At 31.8% G+C, this 23767-nt stretch carries 22 protein-coding genes; 8 read left to right on the forward strand and 14 right to left on the reverse strand.

The annotated features are described in order from the left end of the window. Positions 1-45 precede the first annotated feature (45 nt). The 12 genes from AAEO58_RS00220 to xrtF form a co-directional block, all read right to left on the reverse strand. A complete protein-coding gene (locus tag AAEO58_RS00220) occupies positions 46-807 on the reverse strand; it encodes a DUF2490 domain-containing protein (protein ID WP_341680977.1) in 762 nt (253 codons plus the stop codon). Between the two features lie 2 nt (positions 808-809). Then, a complete protein-coding gene (locus tag AAEO58_RS00225; protein ID WP_341680979.1) occupies positions 810-2420 on the reverse strand; it encodes a SulP family inorganic anion transporter in 1611 nt (536 codons plus the stop codon). Positions 2421-2431: 11 nt separating this feature from the next. Further along, positions 2432-4300 carry a proton-conducting transporter transmembrane domain-containing protein gene (locus tag AAEO58_RS00230; RefSeq protein ID WP_341680980.1) on the reverse strand — a complete coding sequence of 623 codons (1869 nt, stop codon included), beginning with the start codon at positions 4298-4300 and terminating at the stop codon, positions 2432-2434. Between the two features lie 4 nt (positions 4301-4304). After that, positions 4305-6794: a YbcC family protein gene (locus tag AAEO58_RS00235; RefSeq protein ID WP_341680982.1), complete on the reverse strand. Its 2490-nt coding sequence runs from the start codon at positions 6792-6794 to the stop codon at positions 4305-4307. A 76-nt stretch (positions 6795-6870) separates the two neighbouring features. Beyond that, positions 6871-7188, reverse strand: a complete 318-nt coding sequence (locus tag AAEO58_RS00240; RefSeq protein ID WP_262319015.1) for a hypothetical protein — start codon at positions 7186-7188, stop codon at positions 6871-6873. Positions 7189-7360: 172 nt separating this feature from the next. Then, positions 7361-7705: a heavy-metal-associated domain-containing protein gene (locus AAEO58_RS00245; RefSeq protein WP_341680986.1), complete on the reverse strand. Its 345-nt coding sequence runs from the start codon at positions 7703-7705 to the stop codon at positions 7361-7363. Positions 7706-7721: 16 nt separating this feature from the next. Next, on the reverse strand, positions 7722-10016 hold the full coding sequence (locus AAEO58_RS00250) for a TonB-dependent receptor (protein ID WP_341680988.1): 2295 nt from the start codon (positions 10014-10016) through the stop codon (positions 7722-7724). A gap of 55 nt (positions 10017-10071) precedes the next feature. Next, positions 10072-10479 carry an HYC_CC_PP family protein gene (locus AAEO58_RS00255; RefSeq protein WP_264368189.1) on the reverse strand — a complete coding sequence of 136 codons (408 nt, stop codon included), beginning with the start codon at positions 10477-10479 and terminating at the stop codon, positions 10072-10074. 46 nt (positions 10480-10525) lie between these two features. Continuing rightward, entirely contained in the window at positions 10526-11881 is a 1356-nt protein-coding gene (locus AAEO58_RS00260) for an MBL fold metallo-hydrolase (RefSeq protein ID WP_341680993.1), read from the reverse strand. 10 nt (positions 11882-11891) lie between these two features. After that, positions 11892-12716: a restriction endonuclease gene (locus tag AAEO58_RS00265; protein ID WP_341680996.1), complete on the reverse strand. Its 825-nt coding sequence runs from the start codon at positions 12714-12716 to the stop codon at positions 11892-11894. Positions 12717-12749: 33 nt separating this feature from the next. Next, the gene (locus AAEO58_RS00270; RefSeq protein ID WP_341680998.1) at positions 12750-13193 is read right to left on the reverse strand and encodes an exosortase F system-associated membrane protein; all 444 of its coding nucleotides are present in this window, start codon (positions 13191-13193) and stop codon (positions 12750-12752) included. Then, positions 13174-13734: an exosortase family protein XrtF gene (xrtF, locus tag AAEO58_RS00275; RefSeq protein WP_341681000.1), complete on the reverse strand. Its 561-nt coding sequence runs from the start codon at positions 13732-13734 to the stop codon at positions 13174-13176. The genes AAEO58_RS00270 and xrtF overlap by 20 nt, the downstream gene beginning before the upstream one ends. Positions 13735-13798: 64 nt before the next feature. Here xrtF and AAEO58_RS00280 point away from each other — a divergent pair, with 64 nt between their 5' ends. From AAEO58_RS00280 to rpe, 6 genes are all read left to right on the forward strand, one after another. Next, positions 13799-14254, forward strand: coding sequence for a GAF domain-containing protein (locus tag AAEO58_RS00280; RefSeq protein ID WP_133608149.1), 456 nt, complete (start codon positions 13799-13801; stop codon positions 14252-14254). Positions 14255-14323: 69 nt separating this feature from the next. Then, positions 14324-15556, forward strand: a complete 1233-nt coding sequence (locus AAEO58_RS00285) for a cation:proton antiporter (protein WP_341681002.1) — start codon at positions 14324-14326, stop codon at positions 15554-15556. A gap of 118 nt (positions 15557-15674) precedes the next feature. Then, positions 15675-15944, forward strand: a complete 270-nt coding sequence (gene rpsO / locus AAEO58_RS00290) for a 30S ribosomal protein S15 (RefSeq protein ID WP_133608153.1) — start codon at positions 15675-15677, stop codon at positions 15942-15944. A 138-nt stretch (positions 15945-16082) separates the two neighbouring features. Then, positions 16083-18242 (forward strand): polyribonucleotide nucleotidyltransferase, encoded by a 2160-nt coding sequence (locus AAEO58_RS00295; protein WP_341681003.1) that lies wholly within the window; start codon positions 16083-16085, stop codon positions 18240-18242. A 141-nt stretch (positions 18243-18383) separates the two neighbouring features. Beyond that, entirely contained in the window at positions 18384-19247 is an 864-nt protein-coding gene (locus AAEO58_RS00300) for a sigma-70 family RNA polymerase sigma factor (RefSeq protein ID WP_008256407.1), read from the forward strand. Between the two features lie 252 nt (positions 19248-19499). Continuing rightward, positions 19500-20159 carry a ribulose-phosphate 3-epimerase gene (gene rpe, locus AAEO58_RS00305; protein ID WP_341681006.1) on the forward strand — a complete coding sequence of 220 codons (660 nt, stop codon included), beginning with the start codon at positions 19500-19502 and terminating at the stop codon, positions 20157-20159. Positions 20160-20200: 41 nt separating this feature from the next. Here the strand turns inward: rpe and AAEO58_RS00310 are convergent, their stop codons facing one another. Both AAEO58_RS00310 and AAEO58_RS00315 read right to left on the reverse strand, forming a co-directional pair. Next, positions 20201-20620: a CBS domain-containing protein gene (locus AAEO58_RS00310; protein ID WP_341681008.1), complete on the reverse strand. Its 420-nt coding sequence runs from the start codon at positions 20618-20620 to the stop codon at positions 20201-20203. Positions 20621-20687: 67 nt separating this feature from the next. Continuing rightward, on the reverse strand, positions 20688-21566 hold the full coding sequence (locus AAEO58_RS00315) for a zinc-dependent peptidase (protein WP_341681010.1): 879 nt from the start codon (positions 21564-21566) through the stop codon (positions 20688-20690). A gap of 242 nt (positions 21567-21808) precedes the next feature. On the opposite strand from AAEO58_RS00315, the gene AAEO58_RS00320 reads away from it, so the two are divergent. Together AAEO58_RS00320 and AAEO58_RS00325 are read left to right on the forward strand one after the other, a co-directional pair. Beyond that, positions 21809-23107 carry a tyrosine-type recombinase/integrase gene (locus AAEO58_RS00320; protein WP_329805461.1) on the forward strand — a complete coding sequence of 433 codons (1299 nt, stop codon included), beginning with the start codon at positions 21809-21811 and terminating at the stop codon, positions 23105-23107. A 291-nt stretch (positions 23108-23398) separates the two neighbouring features. Then, positions 23399-23725 carry a DUF6660 family protein gene (locus AAEO58_RS00325; protein WP_225875131.1) on the forward strand — a complete coding sequence of 109 codons (327 nt, stop codon included), beginning with the start codon at positions 23399-23401 and terminating at the stop codon, positions 23723-23725. The last annotated feature ends 42 nt before the right edge of the window (positions 23726-23767 follow it).

Here is a 23767-nt window from a genome sequence, read left to right on the forward strand (position 1 = left end):
GAAATATATAAACCCCGATTTGAAATTTCAAATCGGGGTTTATTTTTATTTTCTCCAATCGAAATTAGTTACATAAGTTAGTCTTACTGTTGGATTACTTTCCTGAAATGTGTTCGTAAAATTCCAAATATTTTGATGAATGTAACTCAATTGCATTTGATGATTTTTATCAAAATTATACCCAACTCCACCAATCAATCGGTTCTGATTTAGAAACGTTTTTCCTGCATTGGAACCAATATTCACAAAAACCTCATCGCCAAACAACGCAAATAATTTAGTTGCATCTTCCCTTTTTATCAAAGGATAATTGAATAAAAGCATATATCGCATTCGGTTTCTATAATCGTAATGATCTATTTCTAAATCACCATTCGATTGTGCTTTAGCAACTCCAACATATCGAAATTCATCTCGTAATCGGTGTGTGATTTTTAATTGTCCACTGTTGTGAACAAACGTTCCTTGAATCCAAAAATGATTTTCAGGAATGCTAATTTTATTCATCGCCGGATTTCCATAAGAATAGGTATTGTAATGACTAAATCCAACACTTCCCATAAACTTTTTAGTAAATTGATAATCTACCGAAGGACGAATAAAATATTGCTGTTTTTCAGAAAATCCGTTAGCATATCGCATTGTGGCTTCAAACGAAAATGAAAACTTTTCTGTAATCATATTCTTTCCAAAATAATGCAACCAAATATCGTTATTACTTTCTTTTACTTGTGCATAACTAATATTCACAGTAAATAAGCTCGCTATTCCGATAAAGAACAGCAAGCGCATTTTTATATTTTTCATCCTTATTCTGCAATTAGATTTTTTCTTGAAGCTTTTGGGTGCAAAGATAAGGGTTTATGATTTTCTAAACCAATGATAGTTACTGTTCCTCCATCATCATGTGCTTCATAATCATGTTTAAAATGCTCCAAATTTTCCATTACCGAATGGTCTACTAATTTTGTTTTTTTCAAACAAATACTTACTTGATATCCAGGCGGAATTTCTTCTAATTTTCTTTTGATTCCCAAATAATTAGAAAAAATAGCGGCTTTATTAATTTCAACTTTGTACTCATTATCCACAAAGGAAACAACTGTAGGCGCTTTAAAGAAAGAGGAAATTGGCGTGCCATTAACAACATGAATAATCATTTTAACCAACATTCCTGCGGCAATTCCAAGTAATAAATCTTCAAATAAAGTTACCAAAACAGTAACTGTGAAAATGAACAATTGTTCTTTTCCAATGTGCAACATATGCATGAATTCTTTTGGATGTGCCAATTTAATTCCCACACTAATTAACATGGCCGCTAATGCTGCGTTAGGAATCATTTCTAGTAACGGAGCAGCTAATAAAACAAAAAGTAAAATGAAAAATCCGTGAAAGAAATTTGCCCAACGTGTTTTAGCACCATTATTAACATTAGAAGAACTACGAGCTACTTCAGAAATCATTGGCAAACCACCTAAAACAGCAGCTAGCGTATTTCCAATTCCAACTGCGATTAAATCTTTATTTGTGTTGGATTTTCTTTTGAACGGATCTAACAAATCGATAGCTTTTACGGTTAGTAACGATTCTAACGTACCAACCAAAGCAAACATAATTACATATTTAATGAATAATCCGGTTTGATTAATTCCTGAAAAATCGACATTCCAGTTGATATTATCTACTAAATTTCCGATTTTTACTAAAGCGTACGGTGGTTCTGTGTGTGCAAAATCCATAAATAATTCACATGGAATTGCAAATAACAACACAACCAAAGGCGCAGGAATCATCTTAATAGATTTGTTTTTGATGAATGGCCAGCCCAACATAATTGCCAAACTCACCACTCCAATAATCGAAGCTTTTGTATCTAAATTGATGATGAATTTGGGAATGTTTAATAACAATTCAATTGGCCCCATTCCTTTAGCTAAAGCAGGATTATCATTCAATAAAACCGGAATTTGTTTAGCAATAATAATAATACCAATAGCAGCCAACATCCCGTGAATAGTTGAAAGCGGGAAGAAATCGGCTAACTTACCTAATTTCAAAACACCGAAAAGGATTTGAATTATTCCGGCAACAACCATCGCGCCAAGGGCTAATTTCCAACCTAAATCGTTATTTCCTTGACCAAACTCGGCAACAGCACCTGCAACAATAACAATTAAACCGGCAGCTGGTCCTTTAATCGTTAAGCGAGAACCCATGAAAAACGAAACTACTAAACCACCAATAATTGCAGTAATTAATCCCATGATTGGAGGGAAATCTGAAGCTTTTGCAATTCCTAAACTTAAAGGTAAAGCTAATAAAAACACTATAAAACCAGAAATTGCATCCGATTTAAAATTCTCTTTTAAACCTGCCAATCCATCAGCAGGTATATATTTTTTTATTTTTGAAGTCATTTCAACTAATTTTATGATGATTTGTAAGGCAACTCATGGTAAGTTTTTACATGAGGACCAAGAAATAAACGTGCATAAATTCGGATTCCAGCAATACCTGAAACCACAAAACTTGATGCTACAAAAAAGGCAAGTATAACTTGATTACTACCGATGTGACTAAAAATCAAATCTTCGCCAATAAAGGTTGAAGTAATTGGAAATCCGGTAATTCCAAGTGTTGCCAATAAGAAAAAGAAAGCAAATTTTGGATGTTCATAAACATGTCCTAAATATTGACTAATTAAAATGCGCATTTCTATTTTTTTCAGCTGAAGCAAAGCAATATAACCTATGCCTCCAGCAAGAATAATTCCTGCTAAATAAAAGGCAATTTCGCTTACACTAACTTTGTCGTTGAACACAATGGCTAAAGCAATCCAAAAATGATTTAACACGATTAATATCCATGCTAAAAACGGACTTTTTCTTTCTGAAAAGGATTTAAAAACAAATACCAATCCAATAAACGCAAAAACTTCTGGCAAAACCGAAATAAGTTGTTGTGGCAAATCTACTTTGAATTTATAAGCTAAAAAGCCCAATACAAAAAGCGGAATAAAAAAGTAATACACTCTTTTTATATTTAAGAAATCTAATAATTTTCCGATTGTTTTTAAAGGTTTCCAAAGCACTAAATTCAAGAAACCTTCCAAGTTAAATTCCTTTAAAGCAAGAATATACAAAGTGTTTTCAATTCGTTTTGGAAAAAAGAAATTAGGTTTTTTACTTTTTGGTTGAAAATTGTAAAATTGGTCTCGAATCAAATAACTCACCACAGATGGCGAAACTAATAATTGATACGTTCTTAAAAAGGCATTTCCTGCAAAGTGAATTAGTGCCAAAGTTTCAAATCCTAATGCTATTTCTATGAAAATAATTCCAATTTGTGATATAGAACTATAAGCTACCTGACTTTTTACTGAAGATTGTACTTTCGCCATAAATGAAGCTGCAATACTAGTTGTAAATCCCATTAAACCAATAGCAATTCGCATAGTGGTTTGATGTTCCCAAAATGGATAGGTTCGTAACATCAGGAAAACTCCTAAATGCACAGATAATGAACCATAAAAAATTGCACTCGAAGGTGTTGGTCCTTCCATTGCTCTTGGCAACCACGATGAAAACGGAATTTGAGCCGATTTTGCCGCAGCAGCACAAGCCAAACATAGTGCTATAAAAACACCTATAAATGAATGACTTTGCAAATGCTCGTTAACCAATTCATAATTATTCAACTTCATGAACGTAATATTTTCATGAAATAAATGATGGCTTGCCCACATGGTAAGTAGTAATCCAACATCGCCAATTCTGTAAATTGAAAACACTTTAAATGCATTTTTTACTGGCAAATAACGTTCTCTATAAAATGCGATTAATAAAAATGATGAAATTCCGATGATTTCCCAACCAATAAATAAGGTTTCGAAATTACCTGCTAAAATGGCCAAATTATAACCAAAAAAGAAAAACAAAACAGTATTAAAAAAACGTTTGTATCCTTTTTCTCTGTGCAAATAATAACGACTATAAGTTGTTATCATTGAGGTTAATAAAGCACCCACAAACAAGTAAACAGCGCCAATTTTATCAAAATAGAAATCGATAAAAAACTCATAATGATCTGTCTTCAAAAGCGTTATTTCTTTTAAATTCAAATCTTCTGAACCGTTAATAATCCAAAAAACGATAAATAATATCAATCCCAAAAATTGAATAAAAACCGTTCCGAAAGCAATTCCAGATATTAATTTTTCGTTTTTCTCTGGTAAAAAGATACTTACGACAAACCCTAAAAAAGGTACTAATAAAAAATATTGAAGTATATGTTCCATGATATTAAGCGTTTGTTAGAATTCCAACCGGAAGATTTTCCTTTGTTTTTTCAGCTAATGCTAACTCATTTTCAATATGACTAGCTTTTTGAATTGGATGATATTCGATAAATTCTTCTTGTTCAAAAACAAAAATTTGCTTCGTTTCTGGATGAACAACCGCTAATCGTAACCACTCGTTTTTATACCATTCATAAGTAGCTGGATTTTTAGAAATCGCATTTTTAACTACTTCTGGATAATGCTCAACAACCGCTAATAATCGAATTGGATCATGAACTTCTATCATTTGACTGGGCAAACCTGGGCGCAAATCGCCATCAATACCATTGGCAACACCAATTAATCCCATTACATTATGAGGTAATTTTGAACCTGCGCCTAATTTTTGATTGTCTACTCTCGAAAAATAATATTCCAAATTAATTCCTCCAGCAACTGGCGCTACTTGACCCAGAATTACGGCTAAATAATCACCCGAAGCATCAATTTGATAATCATACGAATTTAAAAAAGAACGTCTATCTAAAAACAATTGTTTCGACAAACTTCTTCTTCCTACAACACACATGGCGTTTGTAGCATGATTTAATTCTGGTCGAGGTTCAAATAAAGAAAAAGCTCTTTTTTTAACGTTTTCATGAATTTTTTCTATTGTTTCGGTTGAATCAATCGTATCAAATCTTCTGGAACGTTCTTTTGCGTTATTTGCTAAAGCTATATCAAAGGTGATTACATTTTCATGATGTAACTTTTTATTTACATCGTTCAAAATATCTTCATCATAAAATGCGATTTCGTCACGCGTGGTATCGTGTAAAGCTGGTAAAAATTGAGTTTCTGATGGAATATTAATTCCTCTTTCTTTCAAAATAGCTCTCACACTTGGATGATTAGCCGCATAGGATGCTACTTTTGCATTTACCGAACTTGGTCTTCCACAACAAGCCCCACAATCATAACCCGCATAATGTGTGTTATTTACACTTGTTGCGCCATGACCAACTACATAAATAATTGGAGCGAAATTTTGTACCAAGCCAATGCTTTTTAGTAATCCTTCTACCCTATTTGCCATTTCTTCAATGGTAAACCCAACTTGCAAATCGTCAACTTTTTCATTGTTATTGTTTTCAATAACCAATTTTGATTTTTTATGCAAATGCTTAAAAGAAGCTGTAGTTGCAGGTGACATCGAAGGTTTGAAAATATTCAAAAACAACTTGAATGCCGAAGAAAACCCTAAAGTTTGACTAATTATCCAACCAAATAATAATGAATGAGATTGCTTGTGATAATGCAAATCTTTAGCCTGTTTTTTCTTTCTATGTTCTTCTTTAATTAAATATTTAGGTGTTACAGGTGCAGGACATAATTTTGTGTGAAATTTTCCCCCAACAGGCTGAAAGTAGAATTCAAAATTAAAAAAAGCTGCTGTTCCAAAAGTTACTGCTTGTTTATCGATATGTTCTACATGTCTTCTAAACGAACATTCTCTATCGTCCATACAAAACATTCCTTGAAAACTTGGTTCTTCTGAAGTATAAATCTCTTTTACTTCTTTTACTCCAGATAAAACTTCATCGTAAAAACTAAATTCAAAAGCTTGTTGCCAAAGTGATAAAACTTCGTATAATTCATTATATTTTACAGCATCAAACAAATGATATTCTTCTGCTCTGACCTTAAGACCTAGTGGCGACCAGTTACTATTGAATTTTTTATCTAAAACATCAATCTCTAATAGTAATTCAAATTGTACTAGTTCTTCAAAAGTAATGGGTTTGCTGTCTAAAAGTGAACTTGGGTTGGATTCAATAGTAGCAATCATACCACTCCAACCTGGATGCGAAAATTGCTGATCAAACAAATAATATTCGTACAACTCTTCTTTTCCAACTACAATTTCTAACAACTGTGTTATTGAAACCTTATTGAATAGTAATTCTTTTACTCTTTTTGAGGTAAAAATTCCAGTTGCTGTATTTTTTTCTAAAGCAATTATTGAGTTAAGAAAACCGTTTTCGTTTTCAGGAAAATTCCACATAGCAATTCCTTGGTCTAAATAGCTACACAAAACTCTAAACAATAAACTATGAGTTGATTTTTCAAGATTTATAGCATATTCTTTTTTCCAATTGGCGCGTAAATTTCCTATTCTTGACTGAACGGATTCATCATAAGGTTGGTGTAATAATTTATGTTTCCAAGATTCTACATTTTCAATTCCTTTATTTTTCGAAATGATATAGTCTAAAACGTTTTCCTTAATCTCATTTTTAGCAAATCTGCTTCTAAACTCTACCAAAGAAAGATAGGTCTTATAACCAAAAATTGCATTAGCTTTTGCTAAAGCTTCGTGAAACTCTTTATGTTGAAATGCGTGTAATGTATTGTGATGCACAAAGTCTTTCAACGGGTTTTGTGCTGGTAAATAATGGGTTAAGTGATGAAGCACTTTGTGTTCATCAAAACCAACATTTTGTGTTTTCATTTTATAATGAAATTGAATTAATACAAATGAATCATTGATTTCAAAAGGCTTGAAATCTTAAAAAATAATTATCGTATTAAGACAAATGGAATTTCCAATTACAATATAAATCGTAAAGTGGAATTATTTTTTTTGAGTAAAAATTAGAAAATTCTTGAAATTGAACTTTCTTTTCTTTAAGTGTTAAATTGAAATTATAGGTAGTGTTTTCAAATCCAAACCATTCAATATCGGTTTCAATTTCAGGTTCTAATTCAATTATAATAATTTCACCTTCTTCAAAACTTGAATGTGTAACCTTGGTAATTTCTTTGTTTTTATGCTCTTGTGAAAACTTAGAATACGAAAATTCTGGAATCGAATTTAAATTTTGACCAATACCAAAAACCCACATTGATATTGCGAGTAATGGAAAAATAAAAAATAGTCGTTTACTATTGCTCAAAATTGGTTTCACTTTCTACCTAAAAGAAAGTACAAATGTATAGTATATTTTGATTCAGCAATTTAAATTACAAATAATTTTAACAAAAAATCCGATTAGAAATTTCTAATCGGATTTTTTGTTACTCTATTCTTTCGTAGTTACAACAACCATGAAGTTTATCATAATCTTCATCTTTTGATTTTACAAATTCGGTGTCGTGACCCACAGCAGCAATTGCTTTTGCTACATCTTTAGCAGAACATTTTGTTTCATCAATAATCAAATGAATATCTCCATGATCAGCGTGCCATTCTGCACTTTTTACTCCTTTTACAGAAAAAGCAGCCTTTTCAACACGTTTTTCACACATTTCACAATTTCCTGCTACTTTGAATTCCACTTTTTTGTTTTTGCTTTTCTTTTCTTGAGCTACCATTGTTAGCGAAAAAAGACTCGATAAAATTATTACTACTATTTTTTTCATTTTATTTTCAGTTTAATTAATGATTATGTTGTTCGCCTTCGATGTGAATGTGGTCATCTTGGTCTTTTTTCTTTTCTTTAATTTTAAATCGCAATCCAGCATAATACATGGCACCAAAAGTGGGTCCGTATATCATACTACTATCAAAATAAGTACCAAAAGGGTTTTCATTTTGAACAATTCCGTTCATTTGTTTGTAATTCGTCATATTTTCTCCTCCAACATACACTTCAAAAGTACTTGAAAACGTTCTAGTAATTTGAGCATTCAACGTTCCGAAAGCTGGTGCATATTCATCCAAACGATATTGTGCTGGATTGGATTGCGTATAAGGTAAACGTTGTTCGCCTAACCAATTATATGTTACATCAAACTTCCATTGTTGCCCTTTGTCTTTGATATGTGTTTCGTAGGCTAAATTTCCGAAAACTCTATGTTTTGCTTGCAATGCCTTTTCCAATTGTCCTCTTGTGAATTGCGTTTGCACATCGTAATATTTATAAGCCGTTTTAAACGTCAAATGTGTCATCAAATCAATAGAAAATTCCGCTTGAAATGAATTCGCAAAACTGTTTCCATCTAAATTATAAAACAACACTTCTTGTGGCGAATGATCCACATCAACCACCGCTTGATTTTGAAAATCTGTTCTGTAGTAATCTAAAATTACCTCAGCATCTTTTCCTGCTAATTTGAATTTTTGGATAAAACTTAAACCGTAATTCCATGCGATTTCAGGATTTAATCCATATAATTTTCCATCCGTATTCAAGATTGAAAAACTTCTGTTTGAAGCAAACAATTGTTGGTTTTCAGCAAAAATATTAGCTGCACGTTTTCCTCTTCCAGCTGAAGCTCTAATTACAGCTTCTTTCCAAGGATTATAACGAATATGTAATCTTGGCGTGATAAAAGTTCCTAAACGATTGTGATTATCAATTCTTGCACCAGCTACCAAACTGAAATTATCGGTATTATCAAAAGTATATTCAAAAAAAGCACCAACTGAATTATCAATTCTTGAAAAATCGCGATTAAAATTCACAGCTACGAATTCGTTATAATCATCGTAAGTGAAATTTAAACCTGTTGTGAATTTATGCTTTGTGTTATTAATAATCGAATTGAATAATAAATTCGAATAAAAACTTTTTTGATGAATATCATACTGACTTAAACCAAAATACGAATCCTGTTTGTGTGATTGAAACGAGTTCTGAAATCCAAAACTTTGATAGGGCATATCTGGAAACACATAACCTGTTTTATTTGAAATTTCAATTTTCTCGGTGTTGATTTCACTTCCCCAAGCGTTTGTAGTTAATCTGTCAGTATCTGGATTGAAACTCATTTCACCAGCTTGTTTTTCATCGTTCATGTAGCGAACATTTAAAAAACTCACAATACCATTTTCGGCATCATTATATTGCCAACGGTTTAAAATATTAACTTGTTTCCCGATTGGACCATCTAAAAATCCATCGTCGTTCATATCATTTTTTCCTACACGTGTATTTCCGTGTAAAAACAATGTCGAACTCAATTTATCTGAAAATTTATTATTGAAATGCGTATTGATTTCATAACGTTCATCTTGCGAAGCATACGCATTTAAGAAAAACGGAATGTCGTTAGAAGGTTTCAAAACTTCATAATTGATTTGGCCTGAAATACTTTCGTAACCATTAATTACGCTTCCTGCTCCTTTAGTAATTTGAATACTTTCTACCCAAGTTCCTGGCACAAAAGACAATCCGTAAGCTTGCGAAGCGCCACGAACCGAAGGAATATTTTCTTCCGCAATTAAAATGTATGGACTGGTTAAACCTAACATCTTAATTTGACGATTTCCTGTTACGGCATCCGAAAAATTAACATCGATTGATGGATTAGTACTAAAGCTTTCCGATAGATTACAACAAGCCGCTTTAAGCAACTCTTTTTGCCCCATTACTTGGATATTTTGAACTTTGTATAAGGAATGTTCGGTTCCTTTTTTGGTTTTGGTAATCGTTACTTCTTTCAAAGCATTGACTTCTTTTAAAACCACAGAGATTGTGCTTGAAGTAATTTCTATTTTTTTAGTTTCAAATCCAATGTAGCTCACTACTAAAAAAGTAGTTTCGGGAGATTTTTTTATAGAGAAATTTCCGTTTCCATCTGTTGTGGTTCCAATTGCGGTATTGAACCAAAACACATTTGCGCCTAATAAAGGTTGATTATTTTCGTCTGTTACTATTCCTTTTATGGTTTCTTGTGAATAAATAAATTGAGAAACAAAGAATAGCAAAAACGCTATTTTTTTAAACATAATAAGATTATTTATTGTTATTAATTCTTTGATTTACAGAATAAAAAACAATAAATTATGCGTAAAAAACTAATTGACAGTAGAGTTTGTAGAGTGGCGGTGCATGAGAATCGCAGTAAAAAGCCACTTCATTTGATGTTGTAACAACTGAATTAAATACCACTAAGTTTGGTTTCCAATCAGTACTAAAAACCGCTTGTTCTAAATCAAGTTGCAAAGTTTTAACCAATATATCATCAGTCTTCTTTTCAACTTTGATTAATTTGTTTGAACAACAAGAATCGTGAGAATCTTCTTTTGCACAACATGATTTTACATCTTCAACACAAGGTTCGTCTTCTTGATATTGAAAAGAAACCGATGCAATTTCATCTTTACAATAATGCACAGCAAAACTCAGTCCTAAATTGGCAAGCAATACTAAGGAAGCTAATACAATACTAATGTGTTTTCTGAAATTCATCGGAGCAAAAGTAGGAAATTGAATTTTAATTTACGTTAATTTTAGTCTAAATTTCAACGACTTGCCCTAAAAACGGAACTTGAGAATCAAAACCGTATTGTTCTTGAACTTTTAATCGCAATTCATCTGCAGCTTCATTTTCGCCATGAACTAAGAATACTTTTTTTGGTTTAGTTTCCAATTCAGATAACCAATTCAGCAAATCTTTTTGGTCGCCATGTGCGGATAAACTTTCTATTAGCATAATATTCGCCAAAACAGGATAATATTTTCCGTAAATTTTAATTTCTTGAGCGCCTTCTAGTAATTTTCGTCCGCGAGTTCCTTCTGCTTGATAACCTACTAGTGTTACGGTTGTTTCTGGTTTATCAATTAAATGTTCTAAATAAGACAAAACCCTTCCGCCGGTAATCATACCGCTTGCTGCAATAACTACTTTTGGTTGCTTATCGTAAACGGCATTCATGCTGTCTTTGTAATCAGAAATTAGTGTAAAAACTTTGCACATTTCATCGCAATCTTCAAAAGAAAGTTTATGCCAGGTGCGATTATCTTTAAAAACATCTAAAACGCTAATTCCCATTGGAGTATCTATAACATAAGGCATATTTGGAATACGCTCTTCTTTTTTCAATTGCCAAATCAAATACATCATGGTTTGTACTCTTTCTACAGCAAAACTAGGAATTACAACCGTTCCGCCTTTGTTGAATGTATTGTTTACGATGGTTTCCAATTCAAGCAAAGCATTAGTTTGTGGATGAAGGCGATTTCCGTACGTACTTTCTAAAAAAACATAATCGGCTTTTTGAGGTTTGTTAGGTGGAAACATCAACACATCATCATCTTGACCAATATCTCCTGAAAAGACTAACACTTTTCCGTCGATGGTTAATTCAATCGAACAAGCGCCTAAAATGTGACTCGCATAAAAGAATTTGAAAGAAACATCATCATCGAGTTTCACATCCAAATCTTTTTCCACAACTCTAAACTTCGGAATTACAGCATCTACTTCGGCTTCAGTATACAAAGGTTCGGCTGGGTCGTGTTTTGAGAAATGTTCTTCATTGGCTTTTTTGGCTTCTTCTTCCTGAATTTTAGCACTATCATACAAAATCAATCGCGAAATTTCTTTTGTAGGTCGTGTGCAGAAAATTTTTCCATTAAAACCTTCATTTACCAATTTAGGCAACCAACCACAATGATCTAAATGTCCGTGAGTAAGCAATACAAAATCAATCGTTTCAGGTAAAATAGACAAAGGTTCGCGATTTAATTCGCGAAGTGATTTTATTCCTTGAAACATGCCACAATCAATCAAAATTCGAAGATTATTGTGTTCGATTAACGTTTTTGAACCCGTTACAGTACCTGCTCCGCCTAAAAAATGAATTTTCATGATTTTTGCTTTAATTTGTTAATTGATTCGCTTCTTTTAAAACATTTTTGATTCGATTATGACTTAACTCGATGGTTTTCAAATAATCGGGATGTTGAATTAAATCCTTTATGGTAATACAATCTAAAATCAACAATTGGTCTTTTTCTGCTTTGGTTAAAGTGGTTAAACAAGTTACAGGATAAACTCGAAAACGATCAACCAAATCTTTGATTCCGTTTTTTTGAGGATAATCCCAACTCAACATACTCAAACCCGAACATTCTCCAAACTGAATTGCATCTGTGGTAAACTTGTTGTTGGTTACAATGATACATTTTGAAATACTTCGCTTCGCCGAAAACAAATCGTACTTTTTATCTTTCAAATCATTAAATCGAGAGAGGATATACATCGGAACTTTTACATCACTTTTTGCATCTTGCCCTGAATGAAATTTGCATTCAATCATGGAAACTATATCGTTTTTGAGAAGCAAAACATCAATTTCATGAGAAATACATTTCCCATTTAGTGTAATGCTAACTTTAGTTTGAAAACCTTGCTCTTTCATAACTTTAGCAATAAACTTCTCAAAGAAAAATCCAGCAGGACCAAGACCTAACAAGGCGGTTCTTAGATTATAACGTGCCGCATGTACATTAGAAATATTTTTTAATAGCTGATAAGCACGCTTATAAATTCTTTTCGAGGAAATGCCTTCATACATTTCGCTTTCAATTTCCTTAACAATGGTTTCTGCCATAGCTTGGTCAGCTCCTGATTTTCGGAGTGAATTAATTAGTTTCTGTTCATCGTAATGAACTAATTCACCTGAGTATTTTGTAACTTTCATAATCAAAAGATTATTACATAAAGATACAAAAAATTAGCGAGTTAACTGCTGATAATAAAAAGCCGGAATAAAAAGTACTAAAAATAAAGGCTGAATTAAAAAACGTCTGATGTAGAACAAAATCAAATAATCAGGTTGGTCAGAAAAATGAAGTAATCCAAAGAAAACGATAACCAAAATAACGAACAAAAAAATAAAAAGATAGCCTGAAAAAAGCATTAAATTCCTTTCATTAAAAAGTAATCGAATGATAATCAGAGAGAAAAATATATTTAACGCATATCGCAAAAGCAGGTTTCCAAAAAGTAAATAACAATTCAAATCGGGTAACGGTTTATTTTGATAATCCGTTTTAAAAAAAGATAAAAAGGGATCGTAAAACAAATTATCTTCGAATGCTCTAACTAAAATTAGTCCCAAGAGCGCTAATCCTATAAAAAAAAGTCTCCTTTTATTTTTAATTAGTTCTCTTAACATAGCCTGAAAATTTGGTTACCCATAAAATCCACAAAACAAATACAACTCCATAAATAAAAAGAGGAAAAATAGTGCCATGTAAAAGTTCTTCATATTGCGGATAGTAATACAATGCAAAAGACAATAATGCAATTCTAATAACGTTCAAAACATGTATTAAAACAATTCCAAAAACTATAAAAAGCAATGTTTTTTTCCACTGAGTTGAAAAGGCAAAAACGAATGCTGCAAACAAGATCATTATACTTACTGCATTACAGCCTTCAATAACTCTTGCCACATATTTTTCTTTGTAGAAAATTTTCAACGAAGGTTCTTTATGATGCTTTATAGATTGTGCATTATCAGTAAAAAACAACATAAATTGTTTGGTCTGATTTGAAACGATCTCTGTAAAATAATCCACCTCATTTTTTGCCACATCATATTGACTCAAATACATTTTATAAATAAATGTAAAGACCACATAAAAAAGTAAAAACTTAATTAAAAAAGCAAAAAAAGGTTTGTATTGATTAATTGTGTTTTTCAAAACGTGCATTTTTAACAAAAATATAGATTTTTTTATAGTATAGAATAAATACTTTTGTAAAAAAAATACAACTATGACATTTGAAGAATTAAAACCAATTGTTTCAAGCATTATTGAAAAAGAAAATGCTACTCGCGATGAGAAGCTGAAAGAAATTTGCCAGCTATTAAGTGATAACGTTAGTTATTATGATTGGGTGGGCTTTTATTTTGCAAATCACGAAGCTAAAACACTACACTTAGGTCCTTACGTAGGTGCCGAAACCGACCATACTGTTATTCCATTTGGAAAAGGAATCTGCGGACAAGTTGCGGAATCAAATGCAAATTTTGTGGTTCCTGATGTTAAAGCTCAAGATAATTATATTGCTTGTAGTTTTACTGTAAAATCAGAAATTGTGGTTCCTTTATTCGTTAACGGAGTTAATATTGGACAAATTGACATTGATTCACATGTTTTAGACCCTTTTACAGCAGCAGATGAACGCTTTTTAGAATTTGTTAATGAAGAAGTCGCAAAATTATTTTAAGTTATAAATAAAGTTTGACTCTTTTTTATACATTTGTCGTGATTATAACTAATTCGACTCTCGCTATTTATGGAATTTAATGTCCCAAGTTTAGAGCTTCCTTTCTTTGCTAATTTATTGCTATTACTAGTATTAGCTCGATTCTTTGGCGAAATCATGGAACGTTTTAAACAACCCGCTATGATTGGTGAAATTTTAGCTGGTGTACTTTTAGGACCAACGATTTTAAATTTCATTCATCGCACCGAAGAGTTAAAAGTAATTTCTGAATTAGGAGTTTTCTTATTGGTTATCATTGCTGGTTTAGAAATTAACTTGGACGAAATCGTAAAATCGATGAAAGGTCGAAATATTGTAATTTCATTATTAGCCTTTTTTATTCCGATTACTTCTGGTTTTTTTGTGGGTCGTTATTTCGAATTAGATGTGATGTCAACCATTTTCATTGGATTGTGTGTTGCCATTACAGCTTTACCAGTTAGTATTCGAATTTTGATGGATTTAGGCAAACTGAATTCGTCGGTGGGACAAAAAATAATTTCGGTTGCTATTTTTGATGATGTAATTGCACTAACAATTTTAGGAATTTTATTAGACATTAAAGATGTTGAACAAACGTTTGCTAACATAACTAATGCCACTTTACTAACACTTTTAAAACTAAGTTGTTTCTTAATTTTGGTTATTGCTACCTATCGTGTCATCCGAAATGTATCAAGAGAAGAAAACTTAATTGAAAACAAACTCAATAAGATACTTTCAGTATTAAAAGGAAAAGAATCTCTTTTTGCCGTATTCTTTGTTTTTATTTTGATTTTTGCCACTATTACTGAAAGCATAGGATTACATTTTATTATTGGTGCTTTTTTTGCTTCCATGCTAATTTCGAAAGAATTGGTAGGTGAAAAACATTTAAATACTTTTCACAATACCACAAACAGTATGGCGATGGGATTTTTAGCTCCAATTTTCTTTGCAGGAATTGGGCTAGAATTTCAATTTTCATCCATTGAAAATTATCCATTATTATTTGCCATAATTGCCGTTTCTTTTTTATCAAAAATTATTGGTGGATACGTTGGTGGACGTTTTGCAAGATTAGACCACAAAGTATCAATAGCTCTTGGATTTGGGTTAAATGCCCGAGGTATTATGGAATTAGTTATTGCTAATATTGCTTACAAAGCTGGTATTATAAATACTGAAATCTTTTCAATGCTTGTTATCATGGGGCTTATAACTACGTTAGCAACACCATTTTTATTAAAAAGAGCCTTCAAAGCTATAGACAAAATAGCTTAATTTTTTTATTTGAAAATAATTCTGAATTCATAATCCATAATTCTAAATTATTTTTATCTTTGCATCCGAATTGCAACAATACAATTCATACATAATAATCATTTAAAATAATATTAGCATGTACTTGTCTAAAGAAACAAAAGCTGAAATTTTCGCTAAACACGGAGGAAAAGCTGAAAACACTGGATCTGCTGAAGGGCAAATCGCATTATTTACATTCAGAATTACTCACTTAACTGAGCACTTGAAAAAAAATCGTCATGATTATAACACTGAGCGTTCATTAGTACTTTTAGTAGGTAAAAGAAGAAGTCTTCTTGATTACTTAAAAAAGAAAGATATCAACAGATATCGTGAGATTATTAAAGAATTAGGTATTAGAAAATAATCAACTAAAGGGGCTTCGTGCCCCTTTTTGTTTTATTTATATTGACAGAAAAAGTTTGGTTTTTCATTGGGTTACAAACAACTACACACACAACAACAACACAACTGACCCTTTGTTTAATTTAGAATTAAAAAATTTATGATTCCAAAAGTATTCCAAGAAGTTATCGATTTAGGTGACGGAAGAAGCATCACAATCGAAACTGGAAAATTAGCCAAACAAGCAGATGGATCTGTTGTTGTTCGTATGGGCGATGCCATGTTATTAGCAACAGCAGTTTCTGCAAGAACATCAAATCCTGGTGTTGATTTTTTACCGTTAACGGTTGATTATCGCGAAAAATTTGCAGCAGCAGGTCGTTTCCCTGGTGGTTTCTTCAAAAGAGAAGCGCGTCCAAGTGACAGCGAAGTATTAACAATGAGATTAGTAGACCGCGTATTGCGTCCACTTTTCCCAGATGATTACCATGCTGAAACACAAGTAATGATTCAATTAATGTCGCATGACGAAAACGTTATGCCAGATGCATTAGCTGGATTAGCAGCTTCTGCAGCATTAGCTGTTTCAGACATTCCTTTTTATAACTTAATTTCTGAAGTTCGTGTTGCACGTATCGACGGAAAATTCGTTATCAATCCAAGCAGAGAAGAATTAGCACAATCAGACATTGATATGATGATTGGAGCTTCTATGGATTCTGTTGCGATGGTAGAAGGAGAAATGAAAGAAATTTCAGAAGCAGAAATGGTAGAAGCTATCAAATTTGCTCACGAAGCTATCAAAGTTCAAATTCAAGCACAATTACGTTTACAAGCTGCTTTTGGTAAAAAAGAAATTCGTACGTATGAAGGTGAGAAAGAAAACGAAGAAATTTACAAAAAAGTAAAAGCTGCGGCTTACGATAAAATTTATGCAATTGCAAAAGTTGGTTCGGCTAAACATGAAAGAAGCGCTGCATTTGCTGAAGTAAAAGAAGAAGTAAAAGCTTTATTTACAGAAGAAGAATTAGCTGCTGACGGAGATTTAGTATCTAAATATTTCTACAAAACCAACAAAGAAGCTGTTCGTAATGTAGTTTTAGAATTAGGTATTCGTTTAGACGGAAGAAAAACAACTGAAATCAGACCAATTTGGTGTGAAACAGATTATTTACCTTCTGTTCACGGTTCGTCTTTATTTACACGTGGAGAAACTCAAGCATTAGCTACGGTAACTTTAGGAACTTCAAGAGAAGCTAACCAAATAGACTCTCCATCTGAACAAGGTGAAGAAAAATTCTATTTACACTATAACTTCCCTCCTTTCTCAACTGGTGAAGCAAAACCTTTAAGAGGAACTTCAAGAAGAGAAGTAGGTCACGGTAACTTAGCACAAAGAGCTTTAAAAAACATGATCCCTGCAGATTGTCCTTATACAATTCGTATCGTTTCTGAAGTATTAGAATCTAACGGTTCATCTTCAATGGCAACGGTTTGTGCTGGTACAATGGCGTTAATGGATGCTGGAGTTCAAATGGTAAAACCAGTTTCTGGTATTGCTATGGGATTAATTACTGATGGTGAGAAATTCGCTGTATTGTCTGATATTTTAGGAGATGAAGATCACTTAGGAGATATGGACTTTAAAGTAACTGGAACTGCTGACGGTATTACAGCATGTCAAATGGACATCAAAATTGATGGTTTACGTTACGACATCATGGAACAAGCTTTAGGTCAGGCACGCGACGGACGTTTACATATTTTAGGAAAAATCACTGAAACTATTGCAACTCCAAGAGCTGAAGTAAAACCAAAAGCACCAAAAATTATTACAAGAACCATCCCTGGAGCTTTCATTGGAGCATTAATTGGACCTGGTGGAAAAGTAATTCAAGAATTACAAAAAGCTACTGGAACAACTATCGTAATTAATGAAGTAGATGAGCAAGGTGTTGTTGAAATTTTAGGAACTAATCCTGATGGTATTGCTGCAGTATTAGCTAAAATTGATTCTATCATTTTCAAACCAGTAATGGGAGAAGCTTACGAAGTGAAAGTAATTAAAATGTTAGATTTTGGAGCTGTTGTAGAATATACTCAGGCACCAGGAAACGAAGTTTTATTACACGTTTCTGAATTAGCTTGGGAAAGAACAGAAAATGTTACTGATGTTGTAAACATGGGTGATGTATTTATGGTAAAATACTTAGGAGTTGATCCTAAAACTAGAAAAGAAAAAGTTTCTAGAAAAGCACTTTTACCTAGACCTCCAAGAGAAGAAAGACCTATTGAAAAAAAGGATACCCCACAAGGTTAATACTTTAAATATTAGTTCATAAAAAACCCCGATTCATTTAGTTGAATTGGGGTTTTTAAATTTATTTTATTTTTTTGTAACTTTTTTGCAACCTGCTACGTATAACTACTAGAACTTTTAAAAAGTAAGGAGAAAAATTCAATGAGACAACTTAAAATTACCAAGCAGGTTACCAATCGTGAAACCGCTTCCTTAGACAAATACCTACAAGAAATTGGAAAAGTTGACCTTATTACTGCTGACGAAGAAGTAGAATTAGCACAAAGAATTAAAGCCGGAGATCAACGCGCTTTAGAAAAATTAACAAAAGCTAATTTACGTTTCGTAGTTTCAGTAGCAAAACAATATCAAAATCAAGGACTTACACTTCCTGATTTAATTAACGAAGGAAATTTAGGATTAATTAAAGCTGCACAACGTTTTGATGAAACGCGTGGATTCAAATTCATTTCATATGCTGTATGGTGGATTCGTCAATCGATTCTTCAAGCTTTGGCAGAACAATCTCGTATCGTTCGTTTACCATTAAACAAAATTGGTTCTATCAATAAAATCAACAAAATGTATGCGTTGTTAGAACAATCTAATGAGCGTCCACCTTCTGCTGAAGAAATTGCAAAAGAATTAGATATGACTGTAAATGATGTAAAAGAGTCTATGAAAAACTCTGGTCGTCATTTATCAATGGATGCTCCACTTGTTGAAGGAGAAGATTCAAACTTATACGACGTTTTACGTTCAGGTGAATCTCCAAATCCAGATAGAGAATTAATTCACGAATCATTACAAACTGAAATCGAAAGAGCATTAGAAACATTAACTCCTAGAGAAGCTGATGTGGTACGTTTATACTTTGGTTTAGGTGACCAGCACCCAATGACTTTAGAAGAAATTGGAGAAACTTTCGATTTAACTCGTGAGCGTGTACGTCAGATTAAAGAAAAAGCTATCAGAAGATTAAAACATACTTCTAGAAGTAAAATATTAAAAACATATTTAGGATAACACTTCGACAAGCTCAGTGTGACACTATAAAGACAACAACAGTCTAAGACTGTTCGTTTTTTGATTGATGATTGAAACCTCGGCTGATTACCGAGGTTTTATTTTTTTTTAAAACTTCAAAATTCAACATTCCAAGTTGAATATTCAAAATTCAAAAAATAAAAGTTTATAATTTGTACATTTGCAAAAAGATTGAACATTCAATGTTGAACAAAGAATTTTGAAATCTGCAACAAACAACATAACTACAACATGAAAAACACACTTATTGCTCCATCAATTCTTGCAGCTGATTTTGCTAATTTACAACGCGACATCGAAATGATTAATGCTAGTGAAGCGGATTGGTTTCATATTGACATCATGGATGGCGTTTTTGTTCCAAACATTTCGTTTGGAATGCCTGTTTTAGATGCAATCAACAAACACGCAAAAAAAACTATTGATGTTCACTTGATGATTGTTGACCCAGATAGATATATTACAACTTTTAAAAAATTAGGAGCTGATGTTTTAACAGTTCATTACGAAGCTTGTACTCATTTACATAGAACGCTTCAGGCAATCAAAGCAGAAGGCATGAAAGCTGGAGTAGCTTTAAATCCACACACTAACGTAGATTTATTAGAAGATGTGATTCAAGATATAGAATTAGTGTGTATTATGAGTGTGAATCCTGGTTTTGGAGGTCAATCTTTCATTGAAAACACTTATGCTAAAGTTGAAAAACTAAAAGCATTAATTAATAGAAAAAACGCATCCACTTTAATTGAAATTGATGGCGGCGTAACCAATAAAAACGCAAAACAATTAGCTGATGCAGGAGCTGATGTTTTAGTAGCTGGAAGTTATGTTTTTGGAGCTCAAGACCCAATTGCCACCATTACAGATTTAAAACAAATAACAAAATAATTCAAAAAAGCCTAACACTTCAAAATGTTAGGCTTTTTAATTTAATATTGATCGATTAAGTATTTAATTAAATCAGTTGTTGTGACTATCCCTACCAACAACTCTCCTTCACAAACAGGAAGCGCATGAAACTCTTTAGTCGATAAAATTTGGGCCGCTTCTTTAATAGTGGTTTCAGGAGAAATCGAAACTATTTTTTTAGCCATTACTTGCTCCACTGTAAACATATTATATACCGTAGTATCTACTACATCTTCATCATCATCAATAGCATCTGCAAACGAAATACGCAACAAATCGGTATAACTTAACATACCAATAATAATATTACCATTTACTACAGGAATGTGTCTGATATGAAGTTTTTTAAATAATATTTCAGCTTTAGTTAAATCATCAGAAAGGTTTAATTTAACTACATTTTTTGTCATAATTGATGACACCGGGACTGACTTTTTCATAACCTTATATTTAATGACATAAAGTTACTCAATATATCGGCACAAAAACATGATAGATATCAGTATTTTAAACTATAGATGAAATAAAATACTTTTCATTATAATTAATCATATGCTTGACTTTCAAGAATATAGCCGGGAATTTTGCCTTGAATTCCTGTGGTGACTCAAAAAAGTACTCCAATAATACAGCAACAAATTCAAACTGATTTTCGTAAGCATAATCTCTTAAAAATCCAGAATCAATAAGTTTTTGTTTCATCTGTGGATTAGAAACGATTCGAAATAAACTTTGTAACGATTCGTTAAATAAAACAAAAGTAACTTTATCACTTTTTAAAGATTGGATATGAAATGCATGCGTAAATTCATGTAACCCCAAATTCAAATTATCATTCGTTACATCAATTCCTTCTTTAAAATGTTTCCAAGAAAAAGCAATATTTTTTAATCTTGGATTAAACTCTCCTTTATGATAATTTTCGGTTTGAGAAGAATAATAAATATCCGGAAAAATCACAATGGTTTTGAATAATGGATTTAGATATTCTCTCATACCAAAAGTTAACATTACATAAGTTGCTGAAATGGTCACTCGCATTTCATCGGTTACGGATATATCCTGTCCTACAAATTCGTAATTCGACATAAACTTCGCTACTCTGTGTTCAAAATATCTTTTGTAGCGCGGTTTTAACCTATTATAAAAATGAAAATTATTATCTAAAATTTGTTTTTGATTGTCGTTTAAATCTCTAAAACTAATATTTGCAAAAACCACTAAAGGTTTTTTATAGTTTCGCAAATAAATAATTTCTACCACATAAAACGAAAAGAATAGAAACAAACCTATCAGTGGCGCTAATAGAATAAACATTCCAATATAATCGCCCAAAAATAGCTCGTATTTGTCTTCTGGATTTGATCCAATTTGTGTACTTATCATATTTACAAATAACGCAAAAAATAAAAAAAACGCCAAGAAATCTTGACGTTTATTTGTGACCTCGGCAGGGACTGAACCTATGAATTTACGTAAAACTTATAAAACGTAAAAATACAATAAAATCAAAGCTTAACGAGTTTTTTAATTCATTCAGTTTTATTGAAATTTGTTTAAATTCGCATTTCGTTGACTAAATGTTGACTAAATATATTATATTTGTTTTGTACAAAAATTAAAATATAATGGCGAAGATAAAATTTTTACTTCAAAGTAAAAGCGAAATTTCTAATATTTATGCTCGGTACTCTATAAATAGAGCAACTGTCTTAAAACGCAAAACAGGTTTTATTATAAACGCTAAAGATTGGAGTAAAGATAAAGGGCAACCCATACAAAAAAGTGAAGAAACAAAAGCTTTAAAATCAAAGCTTGATAAGTTAGCTGTTTTTATAAATGATGCTTACAATATTGCTGTTAGTGCTGGCGAAGAAATTACAGGCGACTGGTTACAATTTCAAATTGATTTATTCAATAATAAAAAACCTAAATTAGAACTTGACAAATTAACAGAATACACACAAAAATATATTGACGAAGCACCATACAAAGAAAACGGAAAAAATGGTACTGGATTAAGCAATGGACGTATTCAAAACTTAAAGCTATTCAAAAACACAATAATACGTTACGAATTAGAAAAGTTTAACAGTAAATCAATATTAGTAAAAAACATAAATTTACTATTTGTTGAGAATTTTAAAATATGGTTGTTTGCTCAAAAATACTCTATAAATTATGTAGGCAAAAACATTGCAAACTTAAAAACAATTTGTTTAGATGCTGAAAAAAATGATTTTGAAATTTCTAATCAAATAAAAAACATAAAAGCAATATCCGAAACTAAAGAACCTGAAAATATTATTTATTTAAGCGAAGATGAACAGGAAAAAATTAAAGTTGCCAAAATAGATAAAAAAGCATTAATAAACGCCAGAAAATGGCTATTATTAAGTTGCTTAATCGGGCAACGTGGTGGCGACTTATTAAATATTACAAGCGACAACTTTAAAGAATTAAATGGTGTTAAAATAATAGAACTAAAACAACAGAAAACAGGAAAAATAGTTGCAATACCTTTGTTGCCCGAAGCAATAGAAATTATTAAAAACGGTTTGCCTTATCATTTATCATTAGTAAATTATAACAAATACATTAAACTTGTTTGCCAAATTGCCGAAATAAATGAACCTATAACTGACAGGAATAAAGCAACAAGTAGAGGAGCAACAACAATAAAAACATTGCCGAAACACAAATTCATAACATCACACGTTGGACGTAGGAGTTTTGCAACTAATTTTTACGGACTTATTCCAACACCAGTATTAATGAATATAACAGGGCATGGAACAGAAAAAGTATTTTTAGCTTACATCGGAAAAACAACTTATGACAACGCATTTCATATGGCGGAATTATTCAGTAAATTAGTATCAAGAAAAAAAACACCTCCACAAATGGAAGTAATAAGTAACATTTAATATTTCAACAAAACAATTAACTGACATTTCAATATTTATTCTTTTTAAATTCACTACAAAAGAGAGTAGAAAATCATTGCAATGGCATTGCAATTGTTAAATCATATCATTGCAATACCATTGCAACTGTAATACGACTTAATTATAGATTGCAAAAACAAACCGATATTTTTGGAAATCCACCATCAATTACCGATGGATATAGTTTAGGAATTTCTACTTATTTTTAAAATTAAAAACACAAATTGTAATTATTTTTATTTTTTGTAAAAAAATACTACTTTTACAACAATGAAAATACTAAACATCATATTATCAATATATATAATTATGCTTACTGCCTATCCTTGTGCAGATAAGCATAATGATGTTTTAGGTAAATCATCACAATCACAAAGTAGCTCACAACATAACCATTCTCACGACGAAGAAACCGATTTATGTTCTCCTTTTTGTGTTTGCAATTGTTGTGGTCAACAAACATTAACGTTTTTAGAAATTCAATCCTTTCAATTTTTAGTGCAATTTCAAGAAATAAAATCTTCTATTTCTTTTTATAAGTCAGCTTCTTTTTCAAATTTCTTCGGAAGTATTTGGCAACCACCGCAGTTAGTATAATGAAGCCCGAGTAATTTCGGGTTAACAAGTTGTGTCTTTTAA

Origin of the sequence: Flavobacterium helocola, assembly GCF_038289885.1 — a bacterium.
GTDB classification, from domain to species: domain Bacteria; phylum Bacteroidota; class Bacteroidia; order Flavobacteriales; family Flavobacteriaceae; genus Flavobacterium; species Flavobacterium cheniae.

What these genes read in the sequence shown, in the direction of transcription:
- AAEO58_RS00220 (WP_341680977.1), bottom strand. Translation starts at nt 807, where the DNA reads ATGAAAAATATAAAAATGCGCTTGCTGTTCTTTATCGGAATAGCGAGC.
- AAEO58_RS00225 (WP_341680979.1), bottom strand. Translation starts at nt 2,420, where the DNA reads ATGACTTCAAAAATAAAAAAATATATACCTGCTGATGGATTGGCAGGT.
- AAEO58_RS00230 (WP_341680980.1), bottom strand. Translation starts at nt 4,300, where the DNA reads ATGGAACATATACTTCAATATTTTTTATTAGTACCTTTTTTAGGGTTT.
- AAEO58_RS00235 (WP_341680982.1), bottom strand. Translation starts at nt 6,794, where the DNA reads ATGAAAACACAAAATGTTGGTTTTGATGAACACAAAGTGCTTCATCAC.
- AAEO58_RS00240 (WP_262319015.1), bottom strand. Translation starts at nt 7,188, where the DNA reads ATGTGGGTTTTTGGTATTGGTCAAAATTTAAATTCGATTCCAGAATTT.
- AAEO58_RS00245 (WP_341680986.1), bottom strand. Translation starts at nt 7,705, where the DNA reads ATGAAAAAAATAGTAGTAATAATTTTATCGAGTCTTTTTTCGCTAACA.
- AAEO58_RS00250 (WP_341680988.1), bottom strand. Translation starts at nt 10,016, where the DNA reads ATGTTTAAAAAAATAGCGTTTTTGCTATTCTTTGTTTCTCAATTTATT.
- AAEO58_RS00255 (WP_264368189.1), bottom strand. Translation starts at nt 10,479, where the DNA reads ATGAATTTCAGAAAACACATTAGTATTGTATTAGCTTCCTTAGTATTG.
- AAEO58_RS00260 (WP_341680993.1), bottom strand. Translation starts at nt 11,881, where the DNA reads ATGAAAATTCATTTTTTAGGCGGAGCAGGTACTGTAACGGGTTCAAAA.
- AAEO58_RS00265 (WP_341680996.1), bottom strand. Translation starts at nt 12,716, where the DNA reads ATGAAAGTTACAAAATACTCAGGTGAATTAGTTCATTACGATGAACAG.
- AAEO58_RS00270 (WP_341680998.1), bottom strand. Translation starts at nt 13,193, where the DNA reads ATGTTAAGAGAACTAATTAAAAATAAAAGGAGACTTTTTTTTATAGGA.
- xrtF (WP_341681000.1), bottom strand. Translation starts at nt 13,734, where the DNA reads ATGCACGTTTTGAAAAACACAATTAATCAATACAAACCTTTTTTTGCT.
- AAEO58_RS00280 (WP_133608149.1), top strand. Translation starts at nt 13,799, where the DNA reads ATGACATTTGAAGAATTAAAACCAATTGTTTCAAGCATTATTGAAAAA.
- AAEO58_RS00285 (WP_341681002.1), top strand. Translation starts at nt 14,324, where the DNA reads ATGGAATTTAATGTCCCAAGTTTAGAGCTTCCTTTCTTTGCTAATTTA.
- rpsO (WP_133608153.1), top strand. Translation starts at nt 15,675, where the DNA reads ATGTACTTGTCTAAAGAAACAAAAGCTGAAATTTTCGCTAAACACGGA.
- AAEO58_RS00295 (WP_341681003.1), top strand. Translation starts at nt 16,083, where the DNA reads ATGATTCCAAAAGTATTCCAAGAAGTTATCGATTTAGGTGACGGAAGA.
- AAEO58_RS00300 (WP_008256407.1), top strand. Translation starts at nt 18,384, where the DNA reads ATGAGACAACTTAAAATTACCAAGCAGGTTACCAATCGTGAAACCGCT.
- rpe (WP_341681006.1), top strand. Translation starts at nt 19,500, where the DNA reads ATGAAAAACACACTTATTGCTCCATCAATTCTTGCAGCTGATTTTGCT.
- AAEO58_RS00310 (WP_341681008.1), bottom strand. Translation starts at nt 20,620, where the DNA reads ATGAAAAAGTCAGTCCCGGTGTCATCAATTATGACAAAAAATGTAGTT.
- AAEO58_RS00315 (WP_341681010.1), bottom strand. Translation starts at nt 21,566, where the DNA reads ATGATAAGTACACAAATTGGATCAAATCCAGAAGACAAATACGAGCTA.
- AAEO58_RS00320 (WP_329805461.1), top strand. Translation starts at nt 21,809, where the DNA reads ATGGCGAAGATAAAATTTTTACTTCAAAGTAAAAGCGAAATTTCTAAT.
- AAEO58_RS00325 (WP_225875131.1), top strand. Translation starts at nt 23,399, where the DNA reads ATGAAAATACTAAACATCATATTATCAATATATATAATTATGCTTACT.